Annotated in this window: 10 protein-coding genes; 8 read left to right on the top strand and 2 right to left on the bottom strand. The window is 74.6% G+C overall.

Annotated features, from left to right (window positions below):
- From B7C62_12500 to B7C62_12475, 6 genes are all read left to right on the top strand, one after another.
- The gene (locus tag B7C62_12500; GenBank protein ID ARF72994.1) at positions 1-2,898 is read left to right on the top strand and encodes a lantibiotic dehydratase; all 2,898 of its coding nucleotides are present in this window, start codon (positions 1-3) and stop codon (positions 2,896-2,898) included.
- Positions 2,895-3,950, top strand: a complete 1,056-nt coding sequence (locus B7C62_12495) for a lantibiotic biosynthesis protein (GenBank protein ID ARF72993.1) — start codon at positions 2,895-2,897, stop codon at positions 3,948-3,950. The genes B7C62_12500 and B7C62_12495 overlap by 4 nt, the downstream gene beginning before the upstream one ends.
- On the top strand, positions 3,947-5,074 hold the full coding sequence (locus tag B7C62_12490; protein ID ARF72992.1) for a peptidase M50: 1,128 nt from the start codon (positions 3,947-3,949) through the stop codon (positions 5,072-5,074). The genes B7C62_12495 and B7C62_12490 overlap by 4 nt, the downstream gene beginning before the upstream one ends.
- 42 nt (positions 5,075-5,116) lie before the next feature.
- Positions 5,117-6,103, top strand: a complete 987-nt coding sequence (locus B7C62_12485) for an ABC transporter (GenBank protein ID ARF72991.1) — start codon at positions 5,117-5,119, stop codon at positions 6,101-6,103.
- Positions 6,104-6,176: 73 nt separating this feature from the next.
- Positions 6,177-6,932 carry an ABC transporter gene (locus B7C62_12480; GenBank protein ID ARF72990.1) on the top strand — a complete coding sequence of 252 codons (756 nt, stop codon included), beginning with the start codon at positions 6,177-6,179 and terminating at the stop codon, positions 6,930-6,932.
- Positions 6,929-8,935 carry a cyclodehydratase gene (locus B7C62_12475; GenBank protein ARF72989.1) on the top strand — a complete coding sequence of 669 codons (2,007 nt, stop codon included), beginning with the start codon at positions 6,929-6,931 and terminating at the stop codon, positions 8,933-8,935. The genes B7C62_12480 and B7C62_12475 overlap by 4 nt, the downstream gene beginning before the upstream one ends.
- Before the next feature lie 80 nt (positions 8,936-9,015).
- Here the strand turns inward: B7C62_12475 and B7C62_12470 are convergent, their stop codons facing one another.
- The gene (locus B7C62_12470; GenBank protein ID ARF72988.1) at positions 9,016-9,192 is read right to left on the bottom strand and encodes a thiazolylpeptide-type bacteriocin; all 177 of its coding nucleotides are present in this window, start codon (positions 9,190-9,192) and stop codon (positions 9,016-9,018) included.
- Between the two features lie 436 nt (positions 9,193-9,628).
- On the opposite strand from B7C62_12470, the gene B7C62_12465 reads away from it, so the two are divergent.
- Both B7C62_12465 and B7C62_12460 read left to right on the top strand, forming a co-directional pair.
- Entirely contained in the window at positions 9,629-10,918 is a 1,290-nt protein-coding gene (locus B7C62_12465) for an amidohydrolase (GenBank protein ARF77126.1), read from the top strand.
- A complete protein-coding gene (locus B7C62_12460) occupies positions 10,915-11,172 on the top strand; it encodes a hypothetical protein (protein ARF72987.1) in 258 nt (85 codons plus the stop codon). Before B7C62_12465 ends, B7C62_12460 begins: the two co-directional genes overlap by 4 nt.
- An 85-nt stretch (positions 11,173-11,257) precedes the next feature.
- Here the strand turns inward: B7C62_12460 and B7C62_12455 are convergent, their stop codons facing one another.
- Complete coding sequence (locus tag B7C62_12455; GenBank protein ARF72986.1) at positions 11,258-12,253, bottom strand: helix-turn-helix transcriptional regulator; 996 nt, start codon at positions 12,251-12,253, stop codon at positions 11,258-11,260.
- Between the last annotated feature and the right edge of the window lie 396 nt (positions 12,254-12,649).

Here is a 12,649-nt window from a genome sequence, read left to right as displayed (position 1 = left end):
ATGAGTTTCGCGATGAACCCCTCGGGAGCCCTGCCCGTCGACCACTCGGGTCTCCGGCCCGCCTTCATGGTCCGGGTCGCCGGGCTGCCGGTCGAGAGCGTGCGGCGGCTGCGCGCCCCGGCAGGGCGCCGCTGGGCCGATGAAGTCCTGGACGAGAAAGCCCAGTTGGCGCTGCTCGCCGAGAAGGCCGGGGACCGGCTGCACGGTCTGATCGGCGGCAGCGACGACGAGCCGCTCCGCCGCGCCCTGCTCAAGCTGCGCCGGGACGTCTTCAACGACCGTCTGCCCGCCGCCGATACGGCCGACGCCCTGCTCTCCCGGGTCCGCGCCCTGGACCCCGCCGCGGCCGCCACCCTCACCGACTGGCTGACCGGCCGCCGCGCCCTCGACGAGCGGCGCGCGGCGGGGGCCGCACTGCTGGCCGCCGAGACCGCCCGCGGCCGCGCGGCGCTGCGCGAGCTCGCCGGCCACGAGCGGCTGCGCCGGGCCCTGCTGCTCGCCTCCCCGGCCCTGGACGCCCAGCTCGACACGTACCGGCGGACGGCCCCGGCGGACGGCGCCCGGCCCGGCAAGAAGGAGCGCAAGATCGAGCGCTCGCTGCTGAGTTACGTGTACCGGACCGCGTGCAAGACGAGCCCCTTCTCCACCTTCACGGGGGTGGCGCTCGGCTCGCTCACCGGCACCGACGGGTTGCGGCTGCGGGTGGACGAGGAGTGGCGGACGCAGGCCCGGCTCAACGTCGTCGCGCTGGGCCGCCTCGCGGACGCCGTGATCGCCGACCCGGCCCGCCGCGCCGATCTGCCGGTCGCCCCCGCCTCCGGGTGGGGCCGCGACGACGACCGGGTGCGGTATGTGCGGCGGTGGGTGACGGCGGGCGACGACGACACGGCCGTCACGTTCGACGCGGTGAAGGACCGGCTGTTCTTCCTGCGCCGCAGCGGCACCCTGGACCGGCTGCTCGCCCTCTTCGAGGAGCGGCGGGGGAGCGTGCCGCGGTACGGGGAGCTGGTGGAGTGGCTGGGCCGCGACCGGGGGGCCGCCCGCGAGGAGTGCGAGCAGTACCTCGGGGCGCTGCTGGACGTGGGCATGGTCCAGGTGCCGTGTCTGCGGACCGAGGTGCACGACACCGACCCGCTGCGCGCGTTCCAGGGGGCCCTGAGGGGCCTGGAGCGCGCCTGGGCCGACCGGCTCGCGGACCGGCTGGAGGGCCCCGCCCGGTGCGTCGAACGGTTCGCGGACGCCTCGCCGGAGGAGCGGCGCGTCCTGCTGGACACCCTGCGGGCCCAGCTCCGGGCGGTGCAGGAGGAGGAGTTGGGGGCGGAGCGGGCGAAGGTGCCGCAGACGCTGCTGTACGAGGACGTGGCGGCGGGCGGCCGGGGGCCGACCGGCAGGGTCGGACCGACGGGGGCTTCGGACGGCGCCAGGGTTTCGGACGCGCCTGGCGCTCCAGGAGGCCCGGACGGCGAGAGGGCTTCGGACCCCGTGGCGCCTCCGGGCGGTGCGGGTGGCGCGGGCGCTCCGGTCGGTGCCGCCGTACGGGTGCGGACCGAGCTGGACCCCGCCGCCTGGGCGGCGCTGGCCGCCGGGCCGCTGGCCGCCGTCGAGCGGGTGCTGCCCGCCTTCGACCTCACCCTGCCGCAGCGGATCACCTTCGAAGGGTTCTTCCTCGCGCGGTACGGGCGCGGGGGCCGGTGCGACGACCTCCTGAAGCTGGTCCACGACTTCCACGAGGACTTCTTCGACCAGTACATGACGTTCACCGCCGCCCGCACCCCGTACGACGCCGACGGCACCTACGTCCCCGAGGTCAACTGGCTGGGCCTGGACCGGCTGCGCGCCCTCGACGCCGCCCGGCGCACCTTCACCGCCCGGATGACCGCCCTGTGGGAGGCGGCCGGGCCGGAGGCGGCCGAAGTGCGGGTGGACGACGGCTTCCTGGCCGAGGTCGCCGGGCAACTGGACGGACTGGCGCCGGACTTCGCGCCGATGAGCCACCACCTCCAGATCGCCGACCGCCCCGGCGACCCGCTCGTGGTCCTCAACCGGTCCTACGGCGGCGTCTCGTTCCCCTTCAGCCGGTTCACCCAGCTCTTCGACGGGCTCGACGAACGGCTCCTGGCCGACGCGGAGACCCTGGTGCCCGAGGGGGCCGTCCTGGCCGAGGTCACCGGCGGCCCGGTCACCAGCAACCTCAACCTGCACGGCAGGCTCGTCCCGTACGAGATCGTCTGCCCGGGTGAACGCGGCACCCTGGCAGCCGAGTTCAGGATCACCCTGGACGACCTCTTCCTGGTCCACGACCCCGGGGGCGGCCGGCTGGTCCTGCGCTCGGCCCGGCTGGGCCGCGAGGTGATCCCCGTCTACCTCGGCTACCTGGTCCCCCTCGCCCTCCCCGAACTGCCCCGCACCCTGCTCCTCCTCTCCCCGACCTCCATGGCCCCGCTCAACGTCTGGGGCGGGGTCCCCGAAGGCGCGCCGGACGCGGGCGGGGTCACTACCCGGCCCCGGGTCCGGCACGGCTCGCTGGTCCTCGGCCGACGCAGCTGGAGCGCCCCCGCCACCGCCCTGCCGCTGCACCGGGCCGGGGTGCCGGAGGACGGCTGGTTCCTGGACTGGCACGCCTTCCGGCGTGAACACGGCCTGCCCGACCGGGTTTTCGCCACCGTCTCCGACACCGGGGCCCGGGGCGCGACCGGGGCCAAGCCGCAGTACCTGGACTTCGACAGCCCGCTCTCCCTGGCGGCCTTCGAGGCCCTGGTCAGGACCCCGGAGGCCCGGGTGGTGTTCCGCGAGGCGCTCCCCGACGAGGACGCCCTGCACACCGTCTCCGGCCACGGCCGCCATGTCGCCGAACTGGCCGTGGAGACGGCCGTACCCGCCCGCAGGAGGACCCCGTGACACCCCCCACCGCACCCGCCACCACGCCCGAGAGCACCACAGGCGCCTGGCAGGCCACCCATGTCTTCTACGCCGCCAACCCCCGCCCCTTCCTCCTGCGCTGCGTCCGCCCGCTGGTCGCGGAGCTGGAGGCGGACGGGCTGCTCGCTGGGTACTTCTTCATCAACTACTGGCTGGAGGGCCCCCACGTACGCCTGCGCCTCAAGCCGTCGTCGCCCGGCGCCGAGGCCGAGGTGGCCCGCCGCACCGAACAGGCCGTGGACGCCTTCCTCGCGGAGCGCCCCGCGCTGTACGAGGTCGACTCCGGGTTCCTCAACGACTTCTACAACGCCCTCTTCGACATCGAGTTCCCCGGCGGCGAGCGCGGCCACTACACCGACGACCGGGGCCGGATGAACCTGCGCCCCAACAACTCCCGCCACCGCGAGCCCTACGAGCCGGAGTTCGGGAAGTACGGCGGCCCGGCCGGGATCGAGCTGGCCGAGTGGCACTTCCGCCACTCCAGCAACCTGGTCATCGACGCGCTCGCCACCAAGAACCTCCATCTGCGCACGGTCCTGCTCGGCACCTCGGCCCAGCTGATGATGGTGATCGCCTCGACGTTCCTCCCGGAGCGCGACGAACTGACCCGGTACCTGGACAGCTACTACGCGTTCTGGCACCGCGCCTTCCCCGGCACCGGCTTCATCGGCACCGACGAGTACGACCGCAACTACGCCCGCACGGCAGACGGGCTGCGGGACCGGTTCGCCCGCGTCCGGGCCGCCACCGCCCCGCCCGGGAGCCCCCGTTCGCTGCCCGGCTCGCTGGCCGGGTGGGCCGAGCACTGCGCCGAACTCCGGGACCGGGCGCGGAAGCTGGCCGTCGACGGGGACCTGGTCTTCCGGTCCTGGGACGGTGAGCGGGACGAGCGGATCACCGACCCGGAGACCGCGCTCCCGCTGCTGCTCTCCCCGTACATGCACATGACCAACAATCGGCTGCACGTGACGATCCGGGACGAGGCGTATCTCAGCCATGTTCTGGGCCGGGTCCTCAAGGAGTCCGCATGAGCACGTCCGGGGCAACCGGAACGCCCGGGGCTGCCGCCGGGTTCGCCGCCCACCGCCCCGGACTGCGCCCCGGTGTCCTGCTCAGCGGCCCGCTGCTCGACGGAGCCGCCACCGTCCACCTGGTCAAGGACACCGGGAGCGGCAACTCCTTCAAGGTCGGGCCCAAGGAACACTTCCTGATCGCCCGCATGGACGGCGAGCGGAGCCTCGCGGAGATCGGTGAGGAGTACGCGGGGGAGTACGGGCGGCGCCTGGGCGACGCCCACTGGCGGCAGCTCCTGGCCGCCCTGGGGGCGAAGGGGCTCCTGGCCGGAGCACCCGAACGGCCCGCACCGGCCGTACCGCCCGCTCCGCGCACCCTCCTGCGCGGCACCCTCCCCCTGGTCGCCGACGCCGACGCCACCACCGCCCGCCTCCACCGGGTCTTCGGCTTCCTGCTCACGCCCTGGGCGACGGTGCCGCTGCTGGTGCTGTTGGTGGCCATGGAGGCGCTCGTCATCGCCCATTCCGGCGAACTGCTCATCGCTGTACGGGAGTTGTTTACCAACCCCGTCCTGCTGACCGGCATCGCGATCCTGCTCTGGGTGAGCACCGCCCTCCACGAACTGGCCCACGGAGTGGTGGCCCGGCACTACGGCGGCCGGGTCGCGGAGATCGGGCTGCGCTGGCGGCTCCCGGCCGTCATCATGTACTGCACGGTCGACAACTACCCGTATCTGGGCGGTCGTCGGCCCCGCATCGCCACCGCCGCGGCGGGCGCCGTGATGAACCTCCTCTTCCTGCTCCCGTTCTGCGCGCTCTGGCTCCTCGCCCCGCTCGACGACGCCACGCACGAGGCGATTTCCGCGCTGCTGCTCCTCGGCAGCGTCCAGGCGTTCGCGATGCTCGTACCGCTGCCGCCGCTCGACGGCTACAGGATCGCGAGCGAGCTGGCCGGGGCCACCGGCCTCGCCGCCTCCACCGGCGCCTACCTGCGGCTCGCCCTGCGCCGCTCCCCGGAAGCAGCCACGTACCCCCGTCGGGCCCGAATCGCCTATCGCGGCTACGCGTTGGGCACGGTGCTGGTTCTCGTCGCTGCGGTCGCGGCGGTCGCCGCGGGCGTCCATCATCTGCTGACGGCCTGATCGCTTCCCAGGCCGCGCTGTTCCGTCCAAGGAGAGAGTTCCATGACGTCCACCGCCCCCCGGACCCCGCACGACCCCCCGGCGGAACCCGCAGGGTCCGCCGCCGTCGCGCTGAGCGGCGTCCACAAGACGTACGGCACCACCCGGGCCGTCGACGGGGTCTCCCTGACCGTCGAACGCGGCGAGTTCTTCGGGCTGCTCGGCCCCAACGGGGCGGGCAAGACCACCCTCGTCGAGATCATGGAGGGCCAGCGGCGCGCCGACTCCGGGACGGTCACGGTCCTGGGCGAGAGCCCCTGGCCCCGCAACACCGCCCTGCTGCCCCGGCTCGGCGTGCAGACCCAGACCTCGTCGTTCTTCGTCCGGCTGACCGCCCGCGAGCACCTGGCCACCATGGCCGCCCTCTACCGGTGCGACGCGGCCGCCGCCGAACGGGCCCTCGCCTCCGTCGGCCTCACCGAGCAGGGGAACACCCGGGTCGACGACCTCTCCGGCGGACAGCGGCAGCGGCTCGCCATCGCCTCCGCCCTCGTCCACGACCCCGAGCTGATCTTCCTGGACGAGCCGACCGCCGCCCTCGACCCGCAGGCCCGCCGCTCGCTCTGGCAGGTGCTCCGGGACCTCAAGGGCGCGGGCCGCACCATCGTCTACACCACCCACCACCTGGACGAGGCCGAGGCGCTCTGCGACCGGGTCGCGATCATGGTCGCGGGCAAGGTGGCCGCGCTCGACAGCCCCGGCCGGCTCATCGCCGCCTCCAGCCCCACCACCCGGCTGCTGGTTCCGGCGGACCGGCTCAGCGTGGAGCGGGCCCGCGCGATCCCGGGCGTGGACCGGGTCACCGAGGAGGGTGGCTCGGTCGTCCTGGAAACCCTCACCTCGGGCCCGGTGCTCGCGGCCGTCGACGGGATCGCGGGGCTCCAGGGCGTACAGACCAGGACGGCGAGCCTGGAGGACGTCTACCTGACGCTGACCGCCGCCGGAACGCCGGAGCAGCCGCCGGAGGCCGGGGCCCGGCCCCCGGCGTAGCCCTCCCGCCCCGCCGGTACCCCCGCGAACCCGCTGACGCCCCCTCGTGAACCACCGATACGGAGACACCCCCATGAGCGCCTACACCGCGCTGAGCCAGGCCGGCTACCGGGCCTACACCCGCGACCGCACCACCCTGTTCTTCACCTTCGCCTTCCCGCTGATCTTCCTCGTCGTGTTCGGGCTGATCTTCCACGGCCAGACCGTCGAGCAGAGCGGCAAGCCCTACATCAACTACATTGCGCCCGGCGTCCTGTCCTGGGGCGTCGGCAACGCCGCCGTCTTCGGCGTCGGGTTCGTCCTCATGCAGTGGCGGCGCGACGACATCCTCCGGCTGATCCGGATGACGCCCACCCCCGTCTCCGCCGTGCTCGCCTCGCGCTATGTCCTGGGGCTCGGCATCGGGGCCGTCCAGACGGCGCTGTTCGTGGCCGTGGCGATGCTCCCCTCCTTCGGGCTCCAGGTGGACGGCCGCTGGCCGCTCGTCATTCCGGTGCTGGTTCTCGGCATCACCGCGTTCCTCGCGCTCGGCGTCATCGTCGGCAGCTACGCCAAGACGCCCGAGGCGGTCGCCGCCGTCGCCAACTGCCTGATGATCCCCATGGCGTTCCTCTCCGGCTCGTTCTTCCCGCTCGACGCCATGCCCGGCTGGATGCAGGACCTCTCCCGCGTCCTGCCGCTGCGCTACCTCAACGACGGGGTCTCCGGCGCGCTGACCGGCGGCGGCCCCCTGTCGGACATCGGCGTCGCCTGCGCGGTGCTCGCCGGATTCGCCCTCGTCCTCGGCGCGCTGGCGCTGAAGACCTTCCGCTGGAGCGACAAGTCATGACGGAGGCGACCGCCGCGACCCCGCTGGACCTGGCACGCGTCCGGCTCCAGTCGGCCCTGACCGCCCGCCACGCCCGGGCCCGTGGCGGCGGTCCGCCCGCGCCGTACGTCGTGCCGCTCGGGGCGGCCGACACCCTCGGCTTCGGCCACCGGGACCCGTACGCCGACACCCGCCCGGCCGCCAACGTCCAGCTCACCTCCCGGGCCGTGCTGATCGGCCCCTGGGGCGGCGGGCCCCGGGACGCCGCGTGCGGGCAGTGCCTGGCGATGCGGTGGCAGCGGCTGCGGAGCCGGTCGGAGCGGGAGGCACTGGAGCTGGGGTACGAGCCGCGGGGCGCCGTACGCTGGCCGGTGCTGACCGCGTACGCGGTGGACGCGGTCTGGGCCGCGTACAGCGCGGTGCTGACCGGCCACCGGGGCCACCCGGACACGGAGCCGGTCACCCGGGACGCGGCCACCCGGGTCACCGACCCCGACGCCACCCCCGCCGACCGGGCGCTGCCCCAGGTCACCCGGGTCGACCTGGTCACCCTCGCCACGGCCACCTTCCCGCTGCTCCCCGAACCGCTCTGCCCCGCCTGCGTCCCCGAGGTCCCCGACACGGCGGAGGCGGCCCGGATGACGCTCGCCCCCACCCCCAAACCGACCCCCGGCACCTACCGCGTCCGCACCCTGGACTCCTACGCCCTGCCGACCGCCGCGCTCGCCAACCCCGTGTGCGGGGCGCTCGGTCCGGACGTCTGGATCAACCCCGCTTCCACCACCACCGCACCCGCCGCCGGGAGCCACTTCGTCCGGGGCTACGCCGGCCTCAACGACGTCACGTGGAGCGGCCAGGCCAACCGGTACGCCACCAGCCGCACCCTCGCCCACCTGGAGGGCCTGGAGCGGTACGCGGGCACCCACCGCAGGCGCGGCACCTCCCCGGTCACCGACAGCTACACCGCCCTCGCCGCCCGGTCCGGCACCCGGGTCCTGAACCCCGCCGACTGCGGCTTCTACGCCCCCGAGACCTACGCCTCCGACCACCTGGTCAGCCCCTTCGACCCCGACCGGGCCATCCCCTGGGTCTGGGGCCACTCCCTGCGCGACGACGCGCCGATCCTCGTCCCGGCCCGGCTCGCCCACTACAGCGCCGGGGTCGCCGCCGACAACTTCGTCTTCGAGTGCTCCAACGGCTGTGCCACCGGCGGGAGTCCGGAGGAGGCCATCCTCTTCGGCCTCCTCGAACTGGTCGAGCGGGACGCCTTCCTCCTCGCCTGGTACGGCCGCGCCCGCCTCACCGCCATCGACCTCACCACCGCCACCACCCCCGCCGTCCGCTCGATGCTCGACCGGGCCGCCCTGCACGGCTACGACGTGCACGCCTTCGACACCCGGATGGACCTGGCCGTCCCCGTCGTCACCGCCCTCGCGGTCCGGCGGGACGGCGGCGACGGCGCGCTCTCCTTCAGCGCGGCGGCGGGCTTCGACCCGGCAGAGACGGTGGAGGCGGCCCTCTCCGAAGTCCTCACCTACATCCCGCACCTGCCGTACCAGGTGGCCGAGCGCCGCGCCGAACTGGAGGAGATGGAGCGGGACTTCACCAAGGTGCTGCACCTCAAGGACCACGCCCAGCTCTACGGGCTGCCGTCGATGGCCCGGCACGCGGCGGAGTACCTGGAACCCGCCGCCGTACTCCCGCTGGAGGAGACGTTCGCCGACTGGGAGCCGCTGCGCCCGCGCACCGACGACCTGCTGGACGATCTGCGGTTCCTGCGCGACCGGTTGACGGCGGCCGGGTACGACGTCATCGCCGTCGACCAGACCACCCCCGAACAGCGCCGGATGGGCCTGCACACCGTCTCCACCACCGTCCCGGGCCTGCTGCCCCTGGACTTCGGATGGAGCCGGCAGCGTGCGCTGCTCATGCCCCGGCTGCGGACCGCGCCGAGGGCGGCCGGGCGGCGGCCGGACGATCTGCCGGAGGCGGAGATCAAGGCCGCCCCGCACCCGTTCCCGTGACCCCTCCCGTGCCGCACCACGGACGGCAGCCCTCTCCGGCCGACGGAGGGGGCTGCCGTACGCGCGCCGGGAAGAGGCTGTCAGGCGCTGCAGGAGGTGGTGCTGGTGGTGCTGGAGCAGGTGGACGTCGAGGAGCAGGACGTCGAACCGGCCAGCACGACCTCGGACGCGTCGGAGTAGTCCGAGATTTCGAAGGTCTCCGACTCCAGCTCCAGGATCTCGTCGGCGAGGGTGGTCAGCTCGGTCTTGGGGGCCATGGTGTTCTCCCTGGTGTCGTGGGGGACCTGCCGGAGGCTTTCCGGCCCGCTGTCCCCGCTCCTGCGTCCATTGGAGGGGGGCCCGCTGTCACATCGGCCGCGCTTTCGCTGTCACTTCGCCGACACCCGGTGACAGCGGGACGGCAGGGTTCCTGACGGCCCGACGGATCAAGCTCGTTGAGCAGAGAAGAGGTGCGAAGTGGTCACAGCGGCGAGAACGGCGAGAGGCCCGGATGACGCGGACGGTATGAACGGCGCGGACGGAGCTGAGGGCGTGGACGCCGCGAACTGCGCGGGTGCCCCGGACGAGAACCGGCACGCGGGCGGTGACGGTGACGGTCGGACGGGCGGTGACGGTGACGGTCGGACGGGCGGTGACGGTGACGGTCGGACGGGCGCCGCCGGGCACACGGGCGCCGCCGGGCACACGGGAGCGATCGGTGCGGGCGCGGAAGGCACCCCCGCACCCCCGCCCCGCCCCCTGCTCCGCGCCGCCCTGGCGCTCTACCTCGACCTGCACGCCCACCCCGAACTCTCCGGCCACGAACACCGCACCGCCGGCCTCCTCGCCGCCCGGCTGGCCGAGCACGGACTCACGGTCACCCGGGCCGTCGGCGGCGGCCACGGGCTCGTTGGAGTCCTGCGCAACGGCCCCGGCCCCACCGTGCTCCTGCGCACCGAACTCGACGCGCTCCCCGTCACCGAGGCCACCGGCCTGCCCTACGCGAGCACCACCCCCGGAGTCATGCACGCCTGCGGCCACGACCTGCACATCGCGGCCCTCACCGGGGCGGTGGCCCTCCTCGCCGCCGACCGGGGGAGCTGGCGCGGCACCCTGCTCGTGGTGGGCCAGCCCGCCGAGGAGACGCTGAGCGGAGCCCGGTCGATGCTGGCGGACGGGCGGCTGTACGAATGGTTCGGCACCCCGGACGCGGCCCTCGCCCAGCACACCGCCCCGCTCCCCGCCGGGACCCTCGCCCACGCTCCGGCCGGGGCACCCCTGATGGCGGGCAGCGTCGCGGCCGACATCACCCTGTACGGCCGGGGCGGCCACGCGGCGACCCCGCACCTCACCGTCGACCCGGTCCTGATGGCCGCCGCCACCGTGCTCGGGCTCCAGCCGGTGGTGGCCCGCACGACCGCCCCCGCCGAACACGCCGTGCTCACCGTGGGCTCGGTGCGGGCCGGTGAGCGCGGAAACGTCACGCCGGACACCGCGGAACTCTCGCTCACCGCAAGGGCGTTCACCGACTCGGCCCTCGACCGCCTGCTGGCCGCCGCGACCCGGGTCGTACGGGCCCAGGCCGCCGCCTCGGGCGCCCCGCGCGAACCGGACCTCACGGTGACCGCCCGTTCGCCCGCCCTCCACCCCGACCCGGCGCTCACGGTGGCGGTCCGCCGCGCCCACGAGAGGGCGTTCGGCGCGGACCGGGTCCTGGACACCGCCCCCGCGACGGCCACCGAGGACTTCCCGCACTTCGCGGCGGGCGGGGTGCCGACGGCGTACTGGCTGCTCGGCACCACCGGCGTACGGGAGTGGCGCGCGGCCCGCTCCGGCGGCGCCCCCGTGGCCCCGAACCACGCCCCCGGCTTCGCCCCCGACGTACGGACGGCGCTCCCGGCGGGCATCACGGCGCTGGCGGCGGCGGCCCGGCAGGTGCTGGCCCCGGGGCCGGGCGACGGGGCCGCCGGGCCCCCGCACCGCGCCGGAGAGGCGGGGCCATGACGCCCGCCGCGCCGGGCGGGGTCGCCGACATCGTCCTCGTACGCCGTGACCGGGCCGCCCCCACCGGCTGGACCACCGTCGTACGGCTCCTCGGGCTGCTCCCCGGCCACTGGTCCTGCCACCCGGAGGCCGACCAGGACCGGGTGGTGGTGCGGGTCGAGCTGGCGGGGGCGACGGACGGCCCGGCGGTGCGGCGGGCGGTGTCCCGTGCCCTGGCGGACACGGCGCTGCGGGGGTGGACGGAGGAGTTCTGACGGCGCCGTCCCGGGGGCCGCCGGACCTCCCCCTGTACGGGACCCCTGTACAGGACCCCTGTACAGGGGTCCTGTACCCGGCTCGTCAGATCCAGCCCCGCTCGCGGGCGAGCAGCGCGGCCTGGGCGCGGCTGGCGGCGCCCAGGGTCTGCATCAGCTCGGCGACATGGCGCCGGTAGGTCCGTACGGACACACCCAGCTCCCGGGCCCCGGCCTCGTCCTTGCCGACCGTGCACATCGCCACCAGGACCCGCCGCTCCATGGGGGAGAGCCCGCCGGGGGCCGCTCCGCTCCCGCCGTCGGCCGCGGGCAGCTCGTGGGCCTGGTCCCAGATCCGTTCGAAGAGAGCGATGATGTTGGAGACGAGCCCGCTGCGGTGGGCGAGCAGCGCGCCCCGGGAGGTGTCCTGGGGGTCCAGCGGGACGAGGGCGGCCCTGCGGTCGTAGACGAGGAGCCGTTCGGAGGTGTCGGCGGTGACCCGGATCGACGCCCCGTGCTCGGACAGCTCCCGCAGATAGGCGGCGGTGGGCGGGTCCTGGAGGGCAGCGGCGGAGACGACGTTGCGGAGCTTGACGCCCCGTCTCAGACAGCGCAGGTCCAGCGGCCGGGACCGGGCGATGTTCTCCGGGGAGAGCCGGGTGTACGGCTCCACGGCGAGGATCTCGTCCCGGGCGAAGAAGGCGAGGTCGTCGATCCGGTTGCGGATCTGGGCCAGCCCCTCCAGCTGCTCGATGCCCTGCGGGGGCGGCGTCCGGGCGCCCTGCTCCGCGCGTAGACCATCAATGACGTGCCGCGACCGGGTGACGCGCTGGAGCTCCTGGTGGAGTGCGTGGAGCCGCAGGTCGATCAGACGGGAGAGCGCGGTCTCGGGGTCCTCGGGGGCGATCCGGCGGCCGTCGTCCTCCACGCGCAGCAGCCCCAGCTCCCGCAGCCGGTCGATCCGGGCGCGGGCCTGGCCGGGATCGGTGTGCAGGAGGAGGTGGAGCTCGTCGGCGGCGGTGGAGGGGTTGCGCAGGAAGTGGCGGTAGACCTCCTCCTCGGCGTCGGAGACTCCGAAGACCGCCATCTCGTTCTCGCCCACGTACGCCCCCGATACCTGGTGTCCGCTTGAGTCCGCGCACCTCGGGGGATCGCCCCGCGGTGCCGGTCGCCGCCCGCTGTGGCGGCCGGTGGAACTGTTCGTGCGATCCCTCGGAAACCGTCGTGCCCCTGGTCGGCCACAGACTAGACGCTGGGATCACTCCTGTGAGGACCCCGGACGGAACCGGGTGCCGTACGGAGACGAGCGGCGGGCGACCGGCGACGAGCGGTCCCGGTGGAACGACGGGCGGAAGGAACAGGGGCCCGCCGGTGCCCGGGAACGGCCGCGGGGCCGCGCCCGGCCGCCCCGCGCACGGGTCCCGGCACCCGACACCGGGGAGACTCCCCGCACCGGCGCCCCGGTATGCGTGCGAACCGGCCACGCTCCGGCTCGCGG

The sequence above is a fragment of the Kitasatospora albolonga genome (assembly GCA_002082585.1).
GTDB classification, from domain to species: Bacteria; Actinomycetota; Actinomycetes; order Streptomycetales; family Streptomycetaceae; genus Streptomyces; species Streptomyces stephensoniae.
The sequence above is the reverse complement of the archived record's forward strand: the minus strand, read 5'-3'. Positions and strand labels throughout refer to the sequence as shown.

Coding starts and splice junctions, on each gene's coding strand:
- B7C62_12500 (ARF72994.1), top strand. CDS start 1: ATGAGTTTCGCGATGAACCCCTCGGGAGCCCTGCCCGTCGACCACTCG.
- B7C62_12490 (ARF72992.1), top strand. CDS start 3,947: ATGAGCACGTCCGGGGCAACCGGAACGCCCGGGGCTGCCGCCGGGTTC.
- B7C62_12485 (ARF72991.1), top strand. CDS start 5,117: ATGACGTCCACCGCCCCCCGGACCCCGCACGACCCCCCGGCGGAACCC.
- B7C62_12480 (ARF72990.1), top strand. CDS start 6,177: ATGAGCGCCTACACCGCGCTGAGCCAGGCCGGCTACCGGGCCTACACC.
- B7C62_12475 (ARF72989.1), top strand. CDS start 6,929: ATGACGGAGGCGACCGCCGCGACCCCGCTGGACCTGGCACGCGTCCGG.
- B7C62_12470 (ARF72988.1), bottom strand. CDS start 9,192: ATGGCCCCCAAGACCGAGCTGACCACCCTCGCCGACGAGATCCTGGAG.
- B7C62_12460 (ARF72987.1), top strand. CDS start 10,915: ATGACGCCCGCCGCGCCGGGCGGGGTCGCCGACATCGTCCTCGTACGC.